Consider the following 22256-nt stretch of genomic DNA (forward strand, 5'->3'; position numbering starts at 1 on the left):
AAATATCAATTTAGAGGTTGCATAGAGAGACTTGCCCTAATCCAGACCTGCTTGTAAAATCAAAAAGGGGCGCGGGCCGATCAGGAATATCTGCTCATTGCTGATTTTAAGCGGCTGCTGCTTTTTGCGCGGATTAAGGACCGATATGGCCAAAGACTACTACGCAACCCTCGGTGTTCCGAGGAACGCTTCGGAAGAGGAGATAAAAAAGGCCTATAGGAAGCTCGCGCGTGAATTCCACCCCGACCTCCATCCGGACAAAAGGGCCGAGATGGAGGCGAAGTTCAAGGAAATAAACGAGGCCTATCAGGTACTTAACGACCCAAAGAAGCGGGCCGACTATGACCTTACAGGCCATGTGGGCTTCGAGACTGGCACAGGAGCCCCGGGCTACGCGCCAGGTGGCGTGAATTTCGAGGAATTCGGCTTTGGTTTCGGGGGGTTTGAGGACATATTCAGCGAACTCTTCGGCAGGGGCAGGGCCGGAAGGAGGGTGGCGCAAAGGGGGGAAGACCTGGAATACCGGCTTACCCTGGATTTCATCCAGTCAGTAAAGGGTGCGGAGACCGAAATAACGATACCGCGGCCGTCCGGGGCCGAGTCGCTAAAGGTCAGGATTCCGCCTGGGGTCGTAACCGGCTCGAGGGTAAGGGTTGCGGGAAAGGGCGGCGAAGGCCTGGCAGGAGGGCCACGAGGAGATCTCTATATCCTCATAGCAGTAAGGCCGCATCCTTATTTCAGGAGAGAAAACAGGGATATATACCTGGACGTGCCGATAACCTTAAAGGAGGCCCTCATAGGCGCCGAAATAGAGGTGCCGACCATTGACGGCAATGTGAGGATAAAAGTGCCGGCCGGAACGCAGTCCGGTCAGATGCTCAGGGTCAAGGGCAAGGGAGCGTACGGCCGCGAGCGCGGCGACGAGTACGCGGTCATTAAGATAATGGTCCCCAAAAAGGTCGACGACAGGTCGCGGGAGCTCATAGAGGAATTCGAGAGCCGAAATCCATACGAGCCCCGAAAAGGACTGTGGTAGAATTAAGTATGGCGTTGCCCAATCAGGGCAAAAAAGGCTCTGCCGCTTGAGATGAGAACATAAGCGGGCGTAAGTAACCGCCCCATAAACCCATAAAAGCGGCAGCAGAAAAGGCGATTAGGGAAAGCTTGAAAACCTGAACCTAATGAGCCGAACGGCTTGTCAGGCCCCAACCGTCCGCCGGAACCCCGGCGGGCCTAAAGAGGCTATCATGACCGAACTTGAAGAGATAAAAGAGAAGCTTACGCCGGCTGCTCGACGGGTTCTGGACGCCGCCATAGAGGAGAGCAAGAACCGCCAGCATTATTATCTCGGCGTAGAGCACCTTTTCCTTGCCTTTGCCAAGGTGGAGGAGAACTTCTTCCGCGAGGTGATGGAGGACTTGAACCTCGACATCTTCCATGTAATAAACTTCCTTAACGAGCACCTGAACGTCTCCCGCCAGTACATAGGCCTGGGCCTCAAGATCCCGCCCGCCACAAGGAACGTCTTCAGGCTCGCCCGCGAAGAGGCCCAGAGGTGGGGCCGCGACGAACTCGACTCTACCGACCTCTTCATTGCCATATTCCAGGAGAACCACAGCCTACCGGCGAAGGTCTTCCGTAGCTTCGGCCTGGACCCCGATTACGTCATGCGGAGGATCACCGTAAAGGTCAGGAGCAAGGAGGAGATGGAGGAGGAGCTCAAGAAAAAATACGAGCTGCCGCCGAACCTCAAGCACTTCGCCGTGAACCTCAATAAGCTCGCGAGATTCGACAGGCTCCCGGTCATAATAGGCAGGGACGCCGAGATAGACCAGGTGATGGAGATACTCTGCCACATGGAACGCTCGAACTCCGTGATGATAATCGGCGAGCCGGGCGTGGGGAAGACAGCTGTGGTCGAGGGGCTCGCAAGGAGGATAGAGCTCGAGCCGAAGAGGGTCCCCAAGCGCTTGAGGGACAAGCAGATAGTGAACCTGCAGATGAACTCGGTAGTCGCCGGGACCATCTTCAGGGGCATGTTCGAGGACAGGATAGAGAAGATAATAAAGGAGATAAAGGAGAGAAAGAACATCATCTTCTTTATCGACGAGGCCCATACGCTAATCGGCGCGGGTTCGGCAATGGGCGTGCCGTCCGACGCGGCCAATATCTTCAAATCGACTCTTTCGAGGGGCGAGGTCCAGATAATAGGCGCGACCACCCTTTCCGAGTACAAGGAGTTCATAGCGGAGGACGAGGCGCTCGCACGGAGGTTCAGGCTCGTCCACATACAGGAGCCGTCCGTCGATGAGACGAGGAAGATACTTTACGGCATAAGGCCGCGGCTTGAGAAGAGCTACTCGGTCAAGGTCATGGACGAGGCCATTGAGACCGGGCTCGACATGAGCCAGAGATACATGCGCAGCCTCAAGATGCCGGACAAGGTCATCGGCTGGCTCGATACCTCCTGCGTAAAGGTCGAGATAAACAGGCCGTCCGAGCCCGTGGGCCCGGACGACATAATAGAGGTCATCTCCAAGGAGACGCGCATACCCAGGGACATGATCTTCAGGGACACTGTCGGCAGGTTCAAGGACATGGAGAAGACCCTTGCGAGAAGGGTCGTGGGCCAGAAGGAGGCCATTAACGCCCTCTCGAAGAGGCTCAGGCTCAACAAGGGCCCCTTGAAAGAGAACTTCGCAAGGCCCGACGGCGTGCTCCTTTTCCTCGGCCCCACGGGCGTCGGGAAGACCGAGCTTGCCAAATCTCTCGCGGACTTCCTCTTCGGCGACGAAAAGAAGATGATACGCCTCGACATGAGCGAGTACAAGGACTCGGGCGTGGCGGTAGATAAGCTCATCGGCATGCCGAGGGGCATAGTCGGCTCGGAGCGGGGAGGACTCCTCACCAACCCGGTCCGCGAAAACCCCTACTCGGTAGTGCTCCTTGACGAGGTGGAGAAGGCCCACCCGTTCGTCCTTAACCTCTTCCTCCAGGTCTTTGACGAGGGATGGCTCACGGACGGCAGGGGGAAAAGGGTTTACTTCAGCGACACCGTCATAATAATGACAAGCAACCTCGGCGCGGACGTCTTCAGGAAATACGTGAAACCGCTGGGCTTCATGACCGAGGGCGAGGTTGACGCCCGGTCCTACAAAAAGGACATAATAAAAGAGGTGGAGAACACCCTTAGCCCCGAGTTCCTTAACCGCATCGACGACGTCATAGTCTTCACGCCGCTTACGAGGAATGAAGTCAGGCAGCTTACGCTCATGTACCTCGAAAAGATACGCGAGCACATGGAAGGCTACGGCAAGCACCTCTCGGTCACCGAAAAAGCGGTTGACGTTCTGGTCGATAAGGGTTATAACCAGCGGTACGGTGCAAGGTTCCTGAAGAGGCACGTGGACGAGAAGATTAAGGTCCCCATAACCCTCAAGTGGAAGGAGGGGGACTTCTTCAAGGTGGACGCGGACAGGGGCGAAGTGACTGTGGAAGCATCCAATATGGGCGAGCCGGCGCTGGCATGATAAAGACGATACTCGTCCCGCAGGACGGATCAGTTTACGGCAAGTCGGCGCTGGACTACTCGATGTGGCTTTCGTCGAGGTTCGGCGCCGGACTTGTCGGCATTAACGTGGTGGACGTCGTCTCACTCGAGGGGCCGTTCCTTCACGACATTTCGGGCTCCCTCGGCTTCGAGCCGTTCCTCAATTTTTCGACGAGGATGCGCGAGGCCCTTGAGGCCAGGGGCAAGACCATTCTTTCCGCGTTCGAGGACGCCTGCAAGGAGAACGGGACAGCCTGCGAATCCCAGATAACCTTTGGAGTAGTAGCTAACGAGATAATAGACAAGGCCAAAGTCGCGGACCTGGTCGTCATCGGCAGGCGGGGCGTCAACGCCCGGTTCGAGTACGGGCTCCTCGGCTCGACTACCGAGAGCGTGCTCCGGAGGTCGCCCAAGCCGGTCCTCATAGTGCCCGAGCGCTTCACCGAGCCGAAAAAACCGCTTCTCGCGTACGACGGCAGCCCCAACGCGAGCAGGGCAATGCACTCCGCAGCCGAATGGGCAAAGACCCTGGACCTCTCGCTTACTGTCCTTACGGTTTCCTCCTCTGAGGAGGAAGACCCGATCCTCAATGACGCCCGCACATACCTTAAGCCCTATGGAATCCAGGCGAGCTTCGTCCACAGGAAGGGCGACCCGCCCATTGTCATCGAGAACTACTATAAGGACAACGGGCACGACCTCCTCTTCATGGGCACCTCGCATCATTCGAGGCTCGTGGAGATGGTCCTCGGCTCCACCACCGAGCACGTCATGCGGACCGTCCCGGGGCCGTTCTTCCTCGAAAGATAGCTTCCGCACCCATCAGCAACAATCCAGCCCCAAAATCTCCTTATTCCCTATTGACTTATATCTGCACCGGTGCTAATTTTTCAGGAATATCCTTGATTAGCGACAGCCTGCCGTGGTTATCGGATTTCCGCTTAAAGCGACCCATTTCGGGACCAGAATCCGTTCGTTCCTAAAGAGCCTTGAACATGAGCGTCGAAGCCAAAAACGACCATACTGACGAAATAAGAGGCCACCTCGAGGAGGGCCGCGACTCCGAAATAAGCGGCCTGCTTGAAAAACTCCATTCCTCGGATATAGGGAGGCTTCTGGGCTCGCTCGATGAAGAGGAGGCCATGCGGGTCTTCAGGCTACTTCCTCCTGAGCAGGCCTCGGCTGTCATCCTTGAAGTCGATGAGCGCCTGAGGAAGGTCCTCATCTCCTCCATATCTTCGGAAGAGCTCATCGAGGTCGTCCACGAGATGGAGACCGACGACGCGGCGGACGTCATCTCCGAGCTTCCGGTCGAGGACGCGCGGCAGGTGCTCGAGGGTATCGACCGGCAGGAAGCAATCGCCGTACAGAAGCTCCTCGTCTACCCCGAAGACACCGCGGGCGGCAAGATGCAGGCGGAGCTGGCTTCGGTCCCGGAGACCGCGACCGTCGAGGAGACGATAGAGGAGGTAAGGAGAAAAGCCGCAGTCATAGAGAACATATCGAGCGTCTTCGTGATGGACCACGGCGGCAGGCTCGTGGGCGCGGTCCCTCTCGACAGGCTCATACTGGCCGGGCCTAAGACCCGTATAATCGAGATAACCAACAGGGACGCCATACGCGTCCGGACGGACATGGACCAGGAGGAGGTCGCAAAGCTCTTCCAGAAATACGACCTCATATCGGTCCCGGTCGTGGATAACGACGGCAGGCTCGTCGGCCGTATTACGATAGACGACATAGTGGACGTCCTCGAGGAGGAGATATTCGAGGACTTTTATAAGATGGCGGGCCTCAACATAGGCGCACGGGCGCTCGACCCGCCTTCCAGGGCCATACGGATGAGGGTGCCCTGGCTTTTTCTTAACCTCGTCACGGCCTCGGCAGCCGCCGGGGTCGTGAAGATCTTCGAGGGCACCATCGAGCAGCTCGTCATACTCGCGGTCCTCATGCCCATAGTGGCGGGCATGGGCGGGAACGCGGCCACCCAGACCATAACCGTAATCGTGAGGGCGCTGGCCCTCGGGGAGATAACATACAAGAACGCCAAATGGGTGCTCATGAAGGAGGTCGCCGTCGGCTTCTCGAACGGCTTCCTTACCGGCGCTGTCGCGGGCCTCATAGCCTTTCTCCTCGGCGCGAGCGTCTATGTGGGCCTCCTCCTTTTCCTCGCCATGATAGCTAACATGATGGTTGCCGGGCTCATAGGCTCGATAATGCCGCTGATATTAAAAAGATATAACTTCGACCCGGCCATATCCTCGAGCATATTCGTAACGGCCTCTACCGACGTGGGCGGGTTCTTCACATTCCTCGGCCTCGCGACCATCTTCATGAAAACGGGCCTCCTTTAGCATGAAGCGCGGCGCCTATAAAGACAGGGCCATAGTCCTCAATTCCGTGGACTACGGGGAGTCCGACCGCATACTCACTTTCTACACCCTGGGGCGCGGCAAGATGAGCGGCATTGCCAAGGGCGCCCGGAGGTCGAGAAAGCGCTTCGTCGGGAACCTCGACCCCGCATCCCATATCGATATCCTTTTTTTCCACAACGGGACCAGCGACCTTGCCCGGGTCGAGGACGCTTCCCTTATAGACGCGTTCCCCGGGCTCAGGGGCGACATAGAAAGGTACTCGGAGGCCTGCTACATGCTTGAGCTCGCATCCGAGATGACGCGAGAGGGGCAGGCGCTCCCGGCGGTCTACCGCGAGCTTGCGGCGTTCTTGAAGATGCTCGAGGACAGCCCCGGCCCGGAATGCTTAAGGTTCTTCGAGATACGGCTCCTTTCCCATACGGGGTATCTACCGCACCTCAACGGGTGCGTGGTATGCAGGAAGGCGCATGAAGGCGAGAGGCTCTTTTTCAGCTCCGACAGGGGCGGCACAGTATGCAGGAGCTGCTCAACAGGGATAAGCGGCCTCATACCGCTATCTCCGGGGACAGCCGGCCTCCTCTCGATGGCCGCGCGATTCGAAGAGGGAAAGCTCGGACGCCTGCGGCCGGACAGGGCCTTTCTCGATGAGAGCGAGCGCATTCTCTCCGACTTCATCAAATTCCAGCTCGGAAAAGAGCTCAAGACCCGGCGCTTCATGGCCAAGCTCCGTATGGCCGGGTGTTCGGCATGAATCGCTCCCTTTTCCAGGGGGGACAGTGCTGTCCCGTTACTTCCCCCCCCTTTCCTAAAGGGGGGAGGGGGGATTAAGAACATTTGAAAAATGCCCCTCTCATCGCCCTTTGAAAAAGGGGGATGATCAAGAACTCCCCTCCCCTTATTTAATCAGGCGGGAGGGGATGAGCGGGGAATTCATTTTTGACTTCAAGGCTCTATTTTTTGTAGAATGGCACAGGGCCAGTGCTTTTTCAAAGCCCTGAATTGGAGGATTATTGATGTATTTCCAGGATGTAATACTGACCCTTCAGAGGTTCTGGGCCGAGAGGGGCTGCGTCATAATGCAGCCCTATGATGTTGAAAAGGGCGCGGGCACATTCCACCCGGCCACCTTCCTGAAGGTGCTCGGGCCGGAGCCGTGGAAGGCGGCGTATGTCGAGCCATCGAGGCGCCCCACGGACGGCAGGTACGGCGAGAACCCGAACAGGCTCCAGCACTATTACCAGTTCCAGGTGATACTGAAGCCCTCGCCCGACGAGATACAGGATATCTACCTCGACAGCCTCCGTGCCCTCGGCATAGACCCTCTGGCCCACGACATTCGGTTTGTCGAGGACGACTGGGAGTCCCCTACCCTCGGCGCGTGGGGACTCGGCTGGGAGGTCTGGCTCGACGGCATGGAGATTACGCAGTTCACCTACTTCCAGCAGGCTGGCGGCATTGATCTGAAGCCCGTCTCAGGCGAGATAACCTACGGCCTTGAGAGGATAACCATGTACCTCCAGGGCGTTGACAACGTCTACGACCTTAAATGGACGAAGGACGTCAATTACGGAGACGTCCACAAGCAGACCGAGATAGAGTACTCGAAGCACAACTTCGAGGAGGCCGATACCAAGATGCTCTTTACCCTTTTCGACATGTACGAAAAGGAGTGCGGAAAGCTCATGGAAAAGGGGCTATATCTTCCGGCCTACGACTACTGCCTCAAATGCTCCCACTCCTTCAACCTCCTCGATGCGAGAGGCGCGATAAGCGTTGCCGAAAGGACCCGGTTCATAGGCCGCGTAAGGGCTCTTGCCAGAGGCTGCGCCGAGGGGTATTTGAAAACGAGGGAGGAACTGGGGTTTCCGCTTTTGCGTGAGAGCGTAAAGGCAGGGGCTTAATTAAGAAACAAACAAAATACCGGGATAGATAAAAAGGCGAGGTCTTTTGACCTCGCCTTTTTTGCTTATTTAGTTCAGCTCAAAAATGCCCGGGTGCGAGGCGCCGAGGAGCGAGCAGCGGAGCATACTTTTTCGGTATGTGAGCAGCGGAGCGACGAAGGCAACAAAGCAGACGGGCGTTTTTCAGCTGAACTAATACTTCGAGACGTTCATCTCCTCCATCTTCCCCGTCACCATATAAACAACCCTCTCCGCGATGTTCGTGACCCTATCCGCCATCCTCTCGATATTGTGCGCGGCCCAGATGAGGTAGGTCGCGTCCTTTATGAGCTTCGGGTTATCTATCATGAGAAGCACGAGATCGTTGTATATCTTGTCGTAATAGGCGTCGACCTCGTCGTCCTCGTTGCATATCTCCCTGGCGGTCTTCACGTCCCTTTCGATAAAGGCCTTCATGCACCTCTCGAGCATGGAGACCGCCTTTTCGGACATTAGCGGCATGTCGATCAAGGGCTTAACAAGCGGCTCGTCGCCTATGGATATGCTTATCTTCGCGATGCCCTCGGCGTGGTCGCCGATGCGCTCGAGGTCGGTTATTATGTTTATTATGGCCGCGAGTATCCGGAGGTCCACGGCCATGGGCTGCTGGGTCGCGATGAGGCTAATGCACTTCTCCTCTATCTGGAAACGCTTCCTGTTTATCTCCATGTCGTTACGCACTATGTGGCGGGACTTCTCAAGGTCCCTGGCCTTCAGGGCCTCCATCGAGCCCTTTATGGCGTCAACGACCAGGCCGGCCATCTGCTGAAGGTCGGCTTCGAGGCCCTTTATCGACTTATGATACGCTTCGCGGGTCATCATCCCTCCTTAAAAGCCTAGCCGAAACGTCCGGTTATATAATCCTCGGTGAGCTTGTTTGCCGGGGCCGTGAATATCTTCTCGGTGGTGTCGAACTCCACGACTTCGCCGAGCATGAAAAAACCGGTGTACTCGGAAACCCTCGCGGCCTGCTGCATGTTGTGCGTGACGATCACGACCGTATAGTTCTCCTTTATGCCGGTCATGAGGTCCTCTATCTTGGCTGTGGCGACCGGGTCGAGTGCCGAGCAAGGCTCGTCCATCAATATGACCTCGGGCTCGACCGCGATGGCCCTCGCTATGCAGAGCCTCTGCTGTTGCCCGCCGGAGAGGGATAGGGCCGGGCCGTGGAGCCGCTCGCTTATCTCGTCCCACAGGGCGGAGTCCTTCAAGGCCTTCTCGACCCTCCCGGATATCTCGCCCTTGCTCTTTAAGCCCATGAGCTTAAGCCCGAAGGCGATGTTCTCGTAAATGGACATGGGGAAGGGAGTGGGCTTCTGGAAGACCATGCCTATCTTGCCCCGTAGCTTAATAAGGTCGAGCCCCTTCTCCAGTATGTTCCTTCCCTCAAGGAGTATCTCGCCCTCATATCTGTTCCCGGGATAGAGGTCGTGCATCCTGTTAAGGCACCGGAGGAAGGTCGTCTTCCCGCACCCGGAAGGCCCGATGAGGGCGGTTATCTGCTTTTCCCTGATATGAAGGTTTATATCCTTCAGGGCGTGCTTGTCGCCGTACCAGAAATTAAGGTCCTTTATAGTCAGCTTGTCTTTCATTATCCAGCCTTGCCTCTCACTATTATCCTTGAAATCATGTTCACAAGCAACACAATAGCCGTTATAAGAAGGGCCGCGGCCCACGCCTTCTGGTGCCAGTCCTCGTAGGGGCCCATGGCGTAGTTGAAAATCGTGACCGTGAGCGTGGCCGTGGGCTCCGTGAGGCTGAAGTTCCAGAAGGAGTTATTGAAGGAGGTGAATAGGAGCGGCGCTGTCTCGCCCGAGACCCGGGCGACAGCCAGCATAACGCCAGTCACTATGCCGCGGACGGCCCCCCTGTAGACGACCTGCACAGTGACCTTCCAGTGCGGCGCGCCGAGGGCAAGTGCCGCCTCCCTCGTCGCGTCCGGAACGAGCTTAAGCATCTCCTCGGCGGTCCTTATGACAACCGGGAGCATGATTATGGCGAGGGCCGCCGCACCTGCGATAGCCGAGAAGCCGCCGAAGGGCTTGACTAGCAGGGCGTAGATGAAGACGCCTATGACTATCGACGGCGCGCTTACGAGGATGTCGGATATGAACCGCACGACAGATGCCATCCTGCTCTTACGGCCGTATTCGGAAAGGTACGTGCCTGCCATTATGCCTGCCGGTACGCCGATGATGGTGGCGAGCACGGTTATGAGGAAGGTCCCGGCAATGGCGTTCGCTAGCCCTCCACCTTCCATTCCCGCCGGAGCAGGGAGCTGGGTGAAGAAATCTACATTTATGGCGCTAAAGCCCAGGACGAACACGTCCTTCAATATCCAGAAGAGAAAGAATATTCCGAAGACGGCCGAGAGGGCCGAAAGCGTAAGCGCCCCGTAATTGGCGAGCATCCTTTTTATATAATGCGCGTTCATCTAAAATTTCCCGCCCTGGTACGAGAACCTTGCGATGAGGAGCTTCGCAATTGCGAGCACCACGAACGTTATGAGGAAGAGGATGAGGCCGAGCTCCACGAGGCTCGATAGATAAAGGTCCTCGAAGGCCTCGGTGAACTCGTTCGCGAGCGTTGCCGAAATGGAAGTTGCCGGGTCAAGGAGCGAGAGGCTTATGTTCTGGGCGTTACCGATGAGGAAGGTCACGGCCATCGTCTCCCCGAGCGCCCTGCCGAGACCCAGTATCACGGCCCCTATTATCCCGGACCTTGTGTACGGTATCACTATCTTCCGGATCACCTCCCACTTCGTGGCGCCGACGCCGTAGCCGGATTCCTTCAGCATGGGCGGGACCATGCGGAAGATGTCCCTCGTGACCGAAGATATGAAGGGGATTATCATTATGGCGAGTATGAAGCCCGCAGGAAGCATGCCTATGCCGAGCGGCGCGCCTGAAAATAGCGGGATGAAGCCCAGCCGGTCGATCAGGAACGGCTCGACATGCTCGGAAAGTATGGGGGCGAATACGAAAAGCCCCCACATGCCGTAGATGATGCTCGGTATCGAGGCCAGGAGCTCGATTGCCGACCCAACCGGCCCGCTTACGCGCTTCGGGGCCATCTCCGTGAGGAATATAGCTATTCCGATGCTTATGGGGAGCGCTATTATTATCGCTATCGCGGACGAGACCAGCGTGCCGTAAATGGACGGTAGCGCCCCGAATTGGAGGCTTACCGGGTCCCATGTGGAGCTTGTAAGGAAACCGACGCCGAAGGTCTTTATCGATAGCCAGGACTCTTTAAGTAGGATGACGAATATGAGGATCATCAGGGCGATGACCGAGGCGGCGAAGAACCAGGCCGCGCCCTTGAATACCGCGTCCCCTGCCCTGGCTGCGGCGTACCTGCGGGCTGCGGCTACAGGGCCATTGTCCGAAGCCAGTTTCTCGGGGATATCTCTTAACGGCATCCGTACCTTCTCGTCTGCTTTTTCCGGCATCGCCTTGATATTATTCCAAAAGGTTCGCGGTTTCCACAAAAAAGCCGCCCCTTGCGGGGCGGCTTGAAATCCTATTTACCCCAGACCGGCTGAGAGTTGCATCTTATCTCCCGAGCCCATGCGGCCTCCATGAGGCCGTATACGGCGGGCGGGATGGGCACATAGTCGAGGGACTTCGCCATGTCCGTCCCGTTCCTGTAGGCCCAATCGAAGAACTTCAAGACCTCTTCCGCCTTCTTGCAGTCCGACTGGTTTTTCTTTACGAGTATGAAAGTCGCCCCGGCAATGGGCCACGAGTCTTTTCCGGGCTGGTCCGTAAGGACTACGCCGAAACCAGGCGTGCCCTTCCAGTCGGCGTTGGCCGCGGCTGACTGGAACGTCTCCATCGATGGCTCGGTAAAGCTCCCGGCATTATTCCTGAGCTTCGTATAGGTGAGCTTATTCTGGATGGCGTACGCGTACTCGACGTATCCGATAGAGTTCTTCATCCTCTTTACGTACATGGCGACACCCTCGTTCCCCTTGCCGCCGACGCCAGCGGGCCAGTTGACCGCCGTTCCGAAGCCCACCTTGCTCTTCCATTCGGGGCTTACCTTTGAGAGGTAGTTCGCGAATATCCACGTCGTGCCGCTTCCGTCAGAGCGGTGCACAACGGTTATCTTGGCGTCAGGGAGCTTCACTCCGGGATTGAGCGCGGCTATCCGCTGGTCATTCCATTTGGTTATTTTACCGAGGTAGATATCCGCCAGGACCTCTCCAGTGAGCTGGAGGCTACCGGGCCTCACTCCTTCGAGGTTCACAACCGGCACGACCCCGCCGACCGCCATCGGGAACTGTACGAGGCCCGCGTCCCCGAGCTCCTTGGCGCCAAGGGGCGCATCAGACGCGCCGAAATCCACTGTGCCTGCCGTGACCTGCCTTATTCCGCCTCCGCTACCTATGGACTGGTAGTTGAGCCTCACGCCGCTCGCCCTGTTGTATTCATATGCCCACTTTGAGTAGAGCGGGTAAGGGAAGGTCGCGCCAGCGCCGTTTATGAGCTGGGCCGATGCCGTGCCGACCGTCAATCCCAGGAAGATTATCGCTAAAAGTAGTATCTTTTTCATATCAGGTTTCCTTTTTGTTCCGCTTTTTGACAAGACTGTACAGGAGAAATGTTACAGCCGTGTTACAGGAGGGTTACGCTATGGAAAAAGGGGGTTGATCGTCTCTTTTCTCAAGCCAGGATAAAGCCTTTCCATTCCCAATTTTGAAAAAAGCACACCGTTCCTTTCAGTAATTCTGAGAAATATGGAGACTATGCATTTAGTATCAGTCATTTCAAAAAAACCATTTAACGCGCTGCCGCGCTTTTTTGGCATAAGGCTCCGCTCTCATTCCGCCTCCATCCTCCGGCTCGGCCCTTATGTCGCTCGGCCTTGGGCCTCGCTCCTGCTGCCCCGCCTCGCCCGCCCTTCCCCCATCCCTATGTTCGCTCCACCTTATGCCCGGGTTGTTTCTAAAAAACAATAGGAGGAGTGTTAACGGGTCGGGGCAGCCAAGAGCGAAGCGACTTTGGGGGCCCGTTCACGAGGAAGGGGAGGGGGCTAGCGCGAGCCCCTCGAACCCGCGCGAAAGCGCGGAAAAGGCCTTTTGTTATACTACCGAAAGCGCTGTGGGCGCAAAAGGCATTGGGGGGTGCGCGAAGCGCACCTCCCGCTAATCAAGCTAGAAATATAACTGCCCCTGTATCTGCAGTATGTCCCTTGACTTGTCGTTGGGAAGCGCGCCGCTCGCATTGGACTCGAACCGGGTATGCGCCCAGTTTGCCTGCACCTTCAAGCTGTGCCCCTTGCCGTACCAGTTGGCTCCCAGGGTCAGGGTCCGCTCTTTCATGTCAGCGGCCTTGGCATTTTCGTCAAAGACCTCGTACCTGGCCGCGGGCTCGATATTGAGCCCCTCGATGAAATATCCGCCCTGCAGGAACCAGCCTTCGGGCCTGGTCTCTCCGAAGGCGCTCGAGTCCACTTCCCAGGAAATATATTCGGCGCTCGCGGTAAGGCCCTGGAGGTGCGTCGATACATCTACTCCCCAGAGGGTCCTGTCCTCCCCGCCGCCGGTCGCGTAATCTATGTCGTTCTGCACTGCGAGGCTCACGCCGGCGGTTATGTGCTGCCCCTTGCCAAGATACGAGCCTTGCTTTTTGGTCTCTACCCAGCCGGTGGGCGATATCTCGACCCTGGTTGCAAGAAAGGGCGCGGCCTTGTAGACAGTCGCTCCTGTCCGTATCGTCTCCCCGTTCTGCCACCCGTCTGCCACGGCAACCTCATAGCCGATAGCCCCCTCAAGGAGCTTCCCGTATACGGCGGCCTTGGGCTGGTAATAGGCGTTGCTCGCGCCGAAAACGTCCCTCGACGCATCGACAGAGGCCGGACGCTCGATGAAAAGTAGGGTCGAGCTTGATATAAGCTCTTCCCTCGAGTACGGGAGCTTCTCCTTTCCGAACATGAAGGAATAGGCCTCGTCCGGGGTAAGGGCGACATAGGCGTACTTGAGGGAAACCTTGTTGTTATTCCCGGCCTTGTCCCACTTGTCGGCGTCAAATGTCACGTTGTACTTTATCTTTTTCGATACGAGGTTGCCGCCCATCTCCAGGCGCGCCCTCCTGAAATACATGTCGCTCTCGGTCGCGTATGAGTCATTACCGGTGCTCGTAATTATGTCCCCGAAGTCGAACCTCGGCTGGAGCCTCACCCGTATCGTGAGGTCGCTCTCGCCCTGGGTCAATGTGATCCCTTTAGTCTCCTCGCCGAAGGCGAACTCGGCGGCTCCTGCGGTCGCGGCCCCAGCCACCCCGGCCATTGCGGCAAGGACAATCAACAGAGCTTTTCTCTTCATTCACAAACCTCCTTTTTCCGGATGCTTTTTAAGCCGCATGCTGACCCGCAGCCGTTTACAGCCGTATGCCGGCCGCCAGGTTACGATCAAATGAAACGTTCCGCATTATATTATGCCATTCTACTTTGGAAAAGGACTAAATTGGCGTTGACACGCGTTCAACCCTTCGGGTAGGATATAAGGCCGAAGAACCCTGAAAAATCAGGCTAAAAGGAGAGAGCGATGGGCACGAAAAAGTCCGCTCAGGTCTTAAGGAAAGCAGTGAAGCTCATCCCCGGCGGGGTGAACAGCCCCGTGCGCGCGTTCAAGGCCGTGGGCGGGGGGCCCGTTTTCATCTCCAGGGCAAAAGGCTCGAGAATATACGATATAGACGGGAACGAGTACGTCGACTACATAGGTTCGTGGGGGCCCATGATACTCGGGCACGCCCACCCGAAGGTCTCGCAGGCCATAAAGAAGGCGGTGGACCGGGGCACGAGCTACGGCGCGCCGACCCCGCTTGAGGTCACCTTGGCGGAGATGACGCGGAAGGCTTTCCCCTCCATGGAGATGGTACGGTTCGTAAGCTCCGGGACAGAGGCCACTATGAGCGCCATCCGCCTTGCCAGGGCCCACACGGGACGGGACGGGATCATAAAGTTCGAGGGCTGCTATCACGGCCATGCCGACAGCCTCCTCGTAAAGGCAGGCTCGGGCGCCGCGACCCTGGGCGTGCCGGACAGCCCCGGGGTCGTAGCCGACCTCGCCAAGCACACCTATAACGCCACCTACAACGACCTCGGCTCGGTGAAGGCGGTCTTCGAGAAGGCTCCCAAGGGCATAGCCTGCGTCATTGTCGAGGGCGTTCCCGGCAACATGGGGGTCGTGCTCCCCAAGGAAGGCTTCCTCTCGGGCCTTAAGGCGCTCTGTAAAAAATACGGCGCCCTACTTATAATGGACGAGGTCATGAGCGGCTTCAGGCTCTGCTACGGCGGGGCGCAGAAGGTATACTCTATCGATCCCGACCTTACCTGCCTGGGCAAGGTCATAGGCGGCGGCCTCCCTGTCGGCGCTTTCGGAGGCAAGAGGGCCATAATGGAGAAGCTTTCGCCTTCAGGCCCGGTCTACCAGGCGGGGACCCTCTCGGGTAACCCGCTGGCCATGACCGCCGGGATAGAGACTCTTAAGCTCCTCCAGGGAAGAGGCGTCTACGACAAGCTCTACAAATCCACCAATTATCTCGCCGATGGGCTCGGTGAAATAGCGAAGAGGCGCGGGGTGCCGGTGCATACGGCGGTAGCAGGGTCCATGTTTACGCTCTTTTTCTCGGAAAAGCCCGTCACGAACTGGCTGGACGCCAAAGGCTCGGATACCGCGAGGTTCGGGAAGTACTTCACGCGGATGCTCAAGAGCGGGATATACCTTCCGCCCTCCCAGTTCGAGGCCGTATTCGTCGGCCTCTCCCATACCAGGGCAGACCTTGACAAGACCCTGGAGGCCGCTGAAAGGGCCTTCAAGGGACTGTAATCAACCGTAATCAATAGGGAAAGAGCCCCGCCGGAAACGGCGGGGCTCTTCTGTTTTAGGCCTGGAAAGTATCCACGGGGAAACGACTACCGGAACTGGGGCTGTATCTTTTGCGAGGCGAGCTTTTTACCTTTGTTATCGAAGATCCCGTAGCTTTTAAGCCCGAGCTTCTGGAGCCTGAACTTCAATGCAGTGCCGAGGACGCCGAAGCCGTATATGACGCTCCTCCTGAAATTGATGGATGAGGCCTCCTTGAAATACTTGGTCGGGCAGCTTATCTCGCCTATACGGAAGCCGAACCAGACCGATTGCGCGAGCATCTGGTTGTCGAAGACGAAATCGTCGGAGTTCTCCTCAAGCGGAAGGGTCTCCAGCACCTTCCTTGAGAAGGCCCTGTAGCCCGTGTGGTACTCGGAGAGTTTTTCGCTGAGGAGTATGTTCTCGATAAGGGTTAGGAACCTGTTCGCGATGTATTTGTAGACCGGCATCCCGCCCTTCAAGGCCCCGGTGCCCAGGATGCGCGAAGCGAGCACAAGGTCATACTCGCCCGAGGCTATCATCGAGGCCATCGCGGTTATGAGCTTCGGGGTGTACTGGTAGTCCGGGTGCACCATTACGACTATGTCGGCGTTGAGCGCCATAGCCTGCGCATAGCAGGTCTTCTGGTTTCCGCCGTAGCCCTTGTTCTTGTCGTGCACGAATACATTTCTTATGCCGAGTTTCCGCGCGACCTCGACCGTATTGTCGCCAGAGCAGTCGTCCACCAGCACGACCTCGTCCACGATGTCCAGCGGGATTTCTCTATAGGTCTTTTCGAGGGTCTTTCCTGCGTGGTAGGCCGGAAGGACTACGGCTATTTTTTTTCCAAGCAGCATAGGGAAAGGGTCCGTTAAACGGAATAGGTGCACGGGGATTATCTCAAAAAGGATTGCGGGGTGTCAACCGAAAAGGAGGCGCACGATTCTCAAACGTTTTGACTTTGCTTGTCTTTTCAGGGATAATATCGCGGCGTTCGCTTTTTTGGAAAACCGCTCATCTTCGTGTTTTAATTTAAGCCCGGTCCTGGTCCCTCATGAAAAAAAGCCCTTTCCTTCCAGCAGCCGTTATCGCGGCACTGACCTTCGCCGCGTATGTCCCTTCCCTCTGGAACGGATTCGTCAACTGGGACGACCCTTACTACGTCTTCAAGAACCCTTATATCCTTGCGATTGAGTCCGGCTGGACGGGCGGCATTTCAGCATGGCTCGATCTTCTTACGAGCTCGACTGGCGGCAACTGGCACCCCCTGACCATGTCCTCCCTCGCTATCGATTACCTGGTCTGGGGACGAAACCCCTTCGGCTTCCACCTGACCAACTCGATATTCCATGCCCTGAACACGTTCCTTGCCGGGGCGCTCTCGTTCAGGATCGCAATCGCCGCCCGCAAGGACTTAAGCCAAAGGCCCGTATTTCTCCTCGTGGGCATTCCGGCCCTCCTGTTCGGGCTTCATCCCATGCACGTCGAGTCCGTCGCATGGGTCTCGGAAAGAAAGGACGTCCTCTCGGTCTTTTTCATCCTCCTTACATTTCTTATGTATTTCAGGTACTCGGAAAGGCGTCTTAAGCGCCATTACGCCCTGAGCATTGTGTTTTTCATCCTGGCGCTCCTCAGTAAGCCCATGGCGGTGACAGTGCCTTTAGCGCTCCTTATAATCGACTATTATCCTTTGAGACGCCTTGCAGGCCCGGGGCTAAGGCGGGCCCTTATTGAGAAGGTACCCTTCCTGGTGCTTAGCGCTTTGCTAGGGGTCGTGACCATGCTGACCCAGAAGACCGTAGGCGCGGTAATATCCATGGGCTTTGCCGCGAAGCTCGCCATAGCATCAAGGGCGGTCGTCTTCTATCTTTACAAGCTCATCATCCCCATCGGGCTCGCACCGGTCTACCCCGTGGACTTCAGCGCCGGGCCCCTTACAATCATCGTATATGGCTTAATAGCCGCCTTCATTACGGGCGTCTGCATCTATCTCCTCAGGTTCAGCAGGGCCCCGCTCGCGGCCTGGCTATTCTATCTCGTAACGCTCGCCCCGGTCTCCGGCATCATAAAGGCCGGGGAGCAGGCGGCCGCCGACAGGTACACCTATCTCCCGACCCTGGGGCTATTTTTCCTCCTCGGCGGGGTCTTGTCTCTTTTGGCCGGGAGGGGAAGAAGGCTTGAGGCGCCGTTCACGGCAGGGGCGCTGGCCCTCCTGGCGCTCCTCGGATACGGGACCATCAGCCAGGCGGCGATATGGAAGGACTCTCTCTCCCTCTGGTCCCGCCAGGTAGAGCTCTATCCGGACCACTTTTTCGGTTACAACAAGAGGGGGGTCACATACAAGGACCTCGGCATGAACAAGGAATCGCTTGCAGACCTGGACGAGGCCGTGAGGCTCGCGCCAGGGGTGTCTTTCATCTACAGCCACAGGGCCCACACCAGGATCGCGATGAACGACTACCGGGGCGCTATCGAGGATTTCTCAATTGCAATCGATACAAACCCGAAGTACTCGGAGGCGTATATCGCGAGGGGGACCGCCTACTCGGAAGTCGGGATGGCAGGCCCCGCGCTTTCCGATTTTAGCGAGGCGCTCAGGCTTGACCCGAAGGCCGCGCCGGCCTATTTCGGCAGAGCGCGCGCAAAGACCCATATGGGCGACCTCCGCGGGGCCGTCGAGGACTTTTCAGCCGCGATAAACATTGACAGGCGCTATACGGACGCTTATATCATGCGGGGGATAGCGCACGCGGAGCTCGGCCTTATGGACGCAGCGATTGCCGATTTCAATGCGGCGATAAGGTCCAACCCGAAGGAGCCCAAAGGATATTCAAACAAGGCGCGCGCCCTGGCCCTCATGGGCAGGCACCAGGAGGCCGTAAAGACCCTTACCGCCTTGATAGATCTCGGCCCAGATAACGGAATCGCGTACTCAAGGAGGGGTGAGGCCCACGCAGCGACCGGCGAATACGGCCAAGCCATTGCGGATTTTAAACAGGCGCTTCTGCTCAAGCCGGATGATGCGCGCACGCACCTTAACCTGGGGCTCGCGTACAATAAGGCCGGGGACCCGGCCGAAGCCTCCGTGCATTTCAAGGCCGCCGCGGGGCTCGGCCTTTCCGAAGCGCTTACCCATATCCGTGAAGAGGCGCGTTGAATTTTTTCCACAATCGAATGAGAGATGAACAATAAACGGAACACCCGGGTCCTGGCCGTTGCCGCGTTTTCTGCCCTGGCCGCATTCCTCGTCTATGCCCCGTCGCTCTGGCACGGGTTCGTAAACTGGGATGATCCCGTATACGTCCTTGAGAACCCTTACATACGCTCGCTCGACGGCCCCTCTGTCCGGTTCATGCTCACCTCATTCTATTCGGCGAACTGGCATCCCCTTACCCTCTTTTCATACGCGCTCGACTACGCCATCTGGGGAAAGGACCCCTTCGGATACCATCTTACTAACAACGTCCTCCACGCCCTTAATACGGGCATTGCCGCGCTCCTGGCCTTCCGGGTCGCCTCGCTTGCGGGTATAAAAGCACCGCTGCTGGCGGCGGCCGTTACAGCCGCCCTTTTCGGCCTGCACCCGGTGCACGTCGAATCGGTCGCATGGGTATCCGAAAGGAAGGACCTCCTCTGCGCGTTCTTCTTCCTCCTTGCGGCGCTCTCGTATCTACGCTACGCAACCGCCTCAAGCCGGGGCTGGTACCTGGCCTCGCTCGCGCTTTTTGCGCTTTCGCTTGCGAGCAAGCCCATGGCCGTTACCTTCCCTGTAGTGCTCCTGATACTCGACCTCTTCCCCCTCGGTAGGCTCAAGGACAGGCCGGTCATGGCATTATTGGAAAAGGCCCCTTTCTTCGCCCTGAGCGCCGCATCTTCGGTCCTGACCCTCCTTGCGCAGCGCTCGGGAGGGGCGATTGTGCCTATCGAGATCTACCCGCTTTGGATGAGAATAGCCGGCGCGATACGCGCCCTGGGCTTCTATGTATTCAAGGCCGTATTCCCCTCCGGGCTTGCGCCCTTCTACCCCATGCCCGGAAGGAGCGAGGTCTTTGACGCATACTTCTATGGCGCGGCTGCGCTTATCGCGGCGACAATCCTCATATCCATTATGAGCTTCAGGAGGTTCAGGGGCTTTTCAGCGGCATGGCTCTACTTCCTTGCAATGCTCATCCCTGTAATAGGCCTCGTGCAGGTCGGGAGCCAGGCCGCGGCCGACAGGTACACCTATCTCCCGCTTATCGGCCCGTTCATCCTGTCCGGGGCCGGGCTTTCTTTTCTCCTCGGGATTTTAAAGGCGAGGCGGGCCGCTTACAGCGCGGCATTGGCGGCTTGCGTCTGCGTTGCGATCGCGCTCGCCTCCCTTACCGTCCGGCAGGCGGGCTTCTGGCGCGATTCGCTTACCTTATGGGACAGGCAGCTTGAACTGTATCCGGGGAAGCTCGCGCACATCTATAATTTGAGGGGGCTTGCCTACGACGAGAAAAAGATGTTCAGGGAGGCTATTGCAGACTTCGACTATTCGATTGCCCTGAAACCTTCCTATGCATTTGCCTTCAACAACAGGGGGAACGCCTACAAGTCGCTCGGCGAGTTCGGCAATGCCATAGAAGATTTCAAGGCCGCGGCGCGCCTGGCCCCCGGATTGCCTGAGCCCTATATAAACCTCTCGGCGGCGTATTCGGAGATAGGCGAGATGGAGCTCGCATTCGCGGCCTCGAAAAGGGCGGGGGAGCTCGGCTGGGGAAGGCGCCAGGGGCGCTGAGTCACTTCTTCGGAACGAACTTGAGAGACGCGGAGTTTACGCAGTACCTTTTCCCGGTCGGCTGCGGGCCGTCGTCGAAGACATGGCCCAGATGCGCGCCGCACCTCGGGCAGACCGCCTCGGTCCTCTCCATGAAGAAGCTTTTGTCCTCTTTCGTCTCGACCGCGTCCGGCGCGACCGGCTTTGTGAAGCTAGGCCACCCTGAGCCGGAATCGTACTTTGTATCAGAGCTGAAAAGCTCGAGCCCGCAGCAGACGCAGGTGTAGGTCCCCTTGTCCTTTTTGTTCAGGTACTCCCCTGTAAAGGGCTTCTCAGTGCCCTTTTTGCGGGTAATCCTGTACTCCTCGGGCGTAAGCTCCTCTTTCCACTCCTCGTCGCTCTTCTTTATCTTCTCCATGCTACTATTCTTTTCCTTTTGAGGCCTGGTGTCAAGGGGGGGCAGCCGCGCATTGCAGTGCCTTACAATTTATTGTAAGGGGCCGTGAAAAATAGATTGTTCTTATAACCTCATTTGTAGTTGTGATACATTGATTTGAGACAATTCAGTAATAAACAAAGGAGCGAATCATATCATGCGTTCAGTTCCTGCAATCATGGTAAGTTCTACATTCTATGACTTGCGCCAAATAAGAAGTGCTTTGTCTTCTTTTCTTATGAACGATTTAGGATATATTCCGCTCTTATCTGAACTCCCCTCATTCCCAGTCAATCCGGATTTGGATACAGTTGAAAATTGTCGTTCTAGAGTTGAAAAAGAAGCTGATATTTTGGTGCTAATTATCGGAGGCAGGTATGGCGCAGTTGATACCGGAACGGAAAAATCAATTACAAATCTTGAGTTTATTACTGCAAGACAGAAAGGGATTCCAATTTATGTTTTTGTAGAGAAAGGGATCTTATCCATTTTAGAAGTGTGGAGAAATAATCCAGATGGAAATTTCACTGGTATTGTGGATACTCCAAGGTTATTTGAGTTTGTTGATTATGTAAGAAGTCAAGAACGTGTATGGACATTTTCTTTTGAATCTGCACAGGATATTATTACAGTTTTGCGCATTCAATTAGCTCATTTATTTTATGATTCCTTATCATTAAGATTTAGAATAGGTGGCATTGAGCTTCCACCTTATCTGGAAAAATTAAGAAGAAAAACATTGAAAATTTTTTTTGAAAAAGCCCCTTATTGGGAATATTTTTTATTCTTTCACTGCTGGATAGAAGAGATTGAAAACCGAATAGATAAAATCAGAGAACATGAAGCGCGTTTAAAAACCGAACCTGCGGAATTCGTCTCGTCCATGAATGCACACGATTGGATAACGACACGGCTACATGAATTAACTGGATTTATAGACTCAGCGAACCACTTACTGAATATTTCAACTACAGACGCGATTGGCAAACCTGGAGAACAAGGAAATGCTGAAAAAATTGTCTGGGTCTCTCGAATGCTAGCACTGATATTTGAAAATATTCTAAAATGGGCAAGTCACATCAGATGCGCCAATGTTCAAGAACCATTTACCATCTTAAAAAATGATATGGCGCTCTTTGTAGACGATATAATTCTGCAATTCCAGACTTTCCCTAAAGAAAGTCTAAAGAAAATCGAGGATGCTCTACGTTCAAAATCTGCGGATTCAGTAGTTTTGAATTTAACTATGGCATTCAAATTATCAAATTTAGAAGCATACTTTAAGTCTTTAGAAGACATCAATAGAAAATTTAGTTCTGATTTGCCTTTTGAATGAACTTTTTTAATTCAATACGTCCACGA

General features: G+C 56.1%; 18 protein-coding genes. 10 read left to right on the forward strand and 8 right to left on the reverse strand.

Annotated features, from left to right (window positions below; translation table 11 throughout):
• The first annotated feature begins 145 nt into the window (after nt 1-145).
• The 6 genes from K8I01_11035 (at nt 146) to glyQ (ending at nt 7826) form a co-directional block, all read left to right on the forward strand.
• Entirely contained in the window at nt 146-1036 is an 891-nt protein-coding gene (locus K8I01_11035; GenBank protein ID MBZ0220949.1) for a DnaJ domain-containing protein, read from the forward strand.
• A 211-nt stretch (nt 1037-1247) separates the two neighbouring features.
• Nucleotides 1248-3530, forward strand: coding sequence for an ATP-dependent Clp protease ATP-binding subunit (locus tag K8I01_11040; protein ID MBZ0220950.1), 2283 nt, complete (start codon nt 1248-1250; stop codon nt 3528-3530).
• The gene (locus tag K8I01_11045; protein ID MBZ0220951.1) at nt 3527-4360 is read left to right on the forward strand and encodes a universal stress protein; all 834 of its coding nucleotides are present in this window, start codon (nt 3527-3529) and stop codon (nt 4358-4360) included. The genes K8I01_11040 and K8I01_11045 overlap by 4 nt, the downstream gene beginning before the upstream one ends.
• Nucleotides 4361-4545: 185 nt before the next feature.
• Nucleotides 4546-5904, forward strand: a complete 1359-nt coding sequence (gene mgtE / locus K8I01_11050; GenBank protein MBZ0220952.1) for a magnesium transporter — start codon at nt 4546-4548, stop codon at nt 5902-5904.
• Between the two features lies 1 nt (nt 5905).
• A complete protein-coding gene (recO, locus tag K8I01_11055; GenBank protein ID MBZ0220953.1) occupies nt 5906-6676 on the forward strand; it encodes a DNA repair protein RecO in 771 nt (256 codons plus the stop codon).
• A 262-nt stretch (nt 6677-6938) separates the two neighbouring features.
• On the forward strand, nt 6939-7826 hold the full coding sequence (gene glyQ, locus K8I01_11060; protein ID MBZ0220954.1) for a glycine--tRNA ligase subunit alpha: 888 nt from the start codon (nt 6939-6941) through the stop codon (nt 7824-7826).
• 192 nt (nt 7827-8018) lie between these two features.
• On the opposite strand, the gene phoU is transcribed toward glyQ, so the two are convergent.
• The 6 genes from phoU to K8I01_11090 form a co-directional block, all read right to left on the reverse strand.
• Nucleotides 8019-8684: a phosphate signaling complex protein PhoU gene (phoU, locus tag K8I01_11065; GenBank protein ID MBZ0220955.1), complete on the reverse strand. Its 666-nt coding sequence runs from the start codon at nt 8682-8684 to the stop codon at nt 8019-8021.
• A 17-nt stretch (nt 8685-8701) separates the two neighbouring features.
• Complete coding sequence (gene pstB, locus K8I01_11070) at nt 8702-9457, reverse strand: phosphate ABC transporter ATP-binding protein PstB (protein MBZ0220956.1); 756 nt, start codon at nt 9455-9457, stop codon at nt 8702-8704.
• The gene (gene pstA, locus K8I01_11075) at nt 9457-10299 is read right to left on the reverse strand and encodes a phosphate ABC transporter permease PstA (GenBank protein ID MBZ0220957.1); all 843 of its coding nucleotides are present in this window, start codon (nt 10297-10299) and stop codon (nt 9457-9459) included. Before pstA ends, pstB begins: the two co-directional genes overlap by 1 nt.
• A complete protein-coding gene (gene pstC / locus K8I01_11080; GenBank protein ID MBZ0220958.1) occupies nt 10300-11286 on the reverse strand; it encodes a phosphate ABC transporter permease subunit PstC in 987 nt (328 codons plus the stop codon). It lies immediately after the preceding gene.
• 101 nt (nt 11287-11387) lie between these two features.
• Nucleotides 11388-12422: a phosphate ABC transporter substrate-binding protein PstS gene (pstS, locus tag K8I01_11085; GenBank protein ID MBZ0220959.1), complete on the reverse strand. Its 1035-nt coding sequence runs from the start codon at nt 12420-12422 to the stop codon at nt 11388-11390.
• A 601-nt stretch (nt 12423-13023) separates the two neighbouring features.
• Entirely contained in the window at nt 13024-14193 is a 1170-nt protein-coding gene (locus tag K8I01_11090) for an OprO/OprP family phosphate-selective porin (GenBank protein MBZ0220960.1), read from the reverse strand.
• A gap of 222 nt (nt 14194-14415) precedes the next feature.
• Between K8I01_11090 and hemL the strand changes: the two genes are divergently transcribed.
• Nucleotides 14416-15699: a glutamate-1-semialdehyde 2,1-aminomutase gene (gene hemL / locus K8I01_11095; protein MBZ0220961.1), complete on the forward strand. Its 1284-nt coding sequence runs from the start codon at nt 14416-14418 to the stop codon at nt 15697-15699.
• An 86-nt stretch (nt 15700-15785) separates the two neighbouring features.
• Here the strand turns inward: hemL and K8I01_11100 are convergent, their stop codons facing one another.
• Nucleotides 15786-16574, reverse strand: a complete 789-nt coding sequence (locus tag K8I01_11100; protein ID MBZ0220962.1) for a glycosyltransferase family 2 protein — start codon at nt 16572-16574, stop codon at nt 15786-15788.
• 197 nt (nt 16575-16771) lie between these two features.
• Between K8I01_11100 and K8I01_11105 the strand changes: the two genes are divergently transcribed.
• Together K8I01_11105 and K8I01_11110 are read left to right on the forward strand one after the other, a co-directional pair.
• Nucleotides 16772-18874, forward strand: coding sequence for a tetratricopeptide repeat protein (locus K8I01_11105; protein ID MBZ0220963.1), 2103 nt, complete (start codon nt 16772-16774; stop codon nt 18872-18874).
• Nucleotides 18875-18898: 24 nt separating this feature from the next.
• Nucleotides 18899-20479, forward strand: a complete 1581-nt coding sequence (locus tag K8I01_11110; GenBank protein MBZ0220964.1) for a tetratricopeptide repeat protein — start codon at nt 18899-18901, stop codon at nt 20477-20479.
• A gap of 1 nt (nt 20480) precedes the next feature.
• Here K8I01_11110 and msrB read toward each other — a convergent pair whose 3' ends face one another.
• Nucleotides 20481-20876, reverse strand: a complete 396-nt coding sequence (gene msrB / locus K8I01_11115) for a peptide-methionine (R)-S-oxide reductase MsrB (GenBank protein MBZ0220965.1) — start codon at nt 20874-20876, stop codon at nt 20481-20483.
• Between the two features lie 175 nt (nt 20877-21051).
• Between msrB and K8I01_11120 the strand changes: the two genes are divergently transcribed.
• A complete protein-coding gene (locus K8I01_11120) occupies nt 21052-22230 on the forward strand; it encodes a DUF4062 domain-containing protein (GenBank protein ID MBZ0220966.1) in 1179 nt (392 codons plus the stop codon).
• Nucleotides 22231-22256: the final 26 nt, after the last annotated feature.

It is taken from the genome of Deltaproteobacteria bacterium (assembly GCA_019912665.1).
Lineage (GTDB): Bacteria > Desulfobacterota > GWC2-55-46 > GWC2-55-46 > GWC2-55-46 > UBA5799.

What these genes read in the sequence shown, in the direction of transcription:
- K8I01_11035 (MBZ0220949.1), top strand. Translation starts at nt 146, where the DNA reads ATGGCCAAAGACTACTACGCAACCCTCGGTGTTCCGAGGAACGCTTCG.
- K8I01_11040 (MBZ0220950.1), top strand. Translation starts at nt 1,248, where the DNA reads ATGACCGAACTTGAAGAGATAAAAGAGAAGCTTACGCCGGCTGCTCGA.
- K8I01_11045 (MBZ0220951.1), top strand. Translation starts at nt 3,527, where the DNA reads ATGATAAAGACGATACTCGTCCCGCAGGACGGATCAGTTTACGGCAAG.
- mgtE (MBZ0220952.1), top strand. Translation starts at nt 4,546, where the DNA reads ATGAGCGTCGAAGCCAAAAACGACCATACTGACGAAATAAGAGGCCAC.
- recO (MBZ0220953.1), top strand. Translation starts at nt 5,906, where the DNA reads ATGAAGCGCGGCGCCTATAAAGACAGGGCCATAGTCCTCAATTCCGTG.
- glyQ (MBZ0220954.1), top strand. Translation starts at nt 6,939, where the DNA reads ATGTATTTCCAGGATGTAATACTGACCCTTCAGAGGTTCTGGGCCGAG.
- phoU (MBZ0220955.1), bottom strand. Translation starts at nt 8,684, where the DNA reads ATGACCCGCGAAGCGTATCATAAGTCGATAAAGGGCCTCGAAGCCGAC.
- pstB (MBZ0220956.1), bottom strand. Translation starts at nt 9,457, where the DNA reads ATGAAAGACAAGCTGACTATAAAGGACCTTAATTTCTGGTACGGCGAC.
- pstA (MBZ0220957.1), bottom strand. Translation starts at nt 10,299, where the DNA reads ATGAACGCGCATTATATAAAAAGGATGCTCGCCAATTACGGGGCGCTT.
- pstC (MBZ0220958.1), bottom strand. Translation starts at nt 11,286, where the DNA reads ATGCCGTTAAGAGATATCCCCGAGAAACTGGCTTCGGACAATGGCCCT.
- pstS (MBZ0220959.1), bottom strand. Translation starts at nt 12,422, where the DNA reads ATGAAAAAGATACTACTTTTAGCGATAATCTTCCTGGGATTGACGGTC.
- K8I01_11090 (MBZ0220960.1), bottom strand. Translation starts at nt 14,193, where the DNA reads ATGAAGAGAAAAGCTCTGTTGATTGTCCTTGCCGCAATGGCCGGGGTG.
- hemL (MBZ0220961.1), top strand. Translation starts at nt 14,416, where the DNA reads ATGGGCACGAAAAAGTCCGCTCAGGTCTTAAGGAAAGCAGTGAAGCTC.
- K8I01_11100 (MBZ0220962.1), bottom strand. Translation starts at nt 16,574, where the DNA reads ATGCTGCTTGGAAAAAAAATAGCCGTAGTCCTTCCGGCCTACCACGCA.
- K8I01_11105 (MBZ0220963.1), top strand. Translation starts at nt 16,772, where the DNA reads ATGAAAAAAAGCCCTTTCCTTCCAGCAGCCGTTATCGCGGCACTGACC.
- K8I01_11110 (MBZ0220964.1), top strand. Translation starts at nt 18,899, where the DNA reads ATGAACAATAAACGGAACACCCGGGTCCTGGCCGTTGCCGCGTTTTCT.
- msrB (MBZ0220965.1), bottom strand. Translation starts at nt 20,876, where the DNA reads ATGGAGAAGATAAAGAAGAGCGACGAGGAGTGGAAAGAGGAGCTTACG.
- K8I01_11120 (MBZ0220966.1), top strand. Translation starts at nt 21,052, where the DNA reads ATGCGTTCAGTTCCTGCAATCATGGTAAGTTCTACATTCTATGACTTG.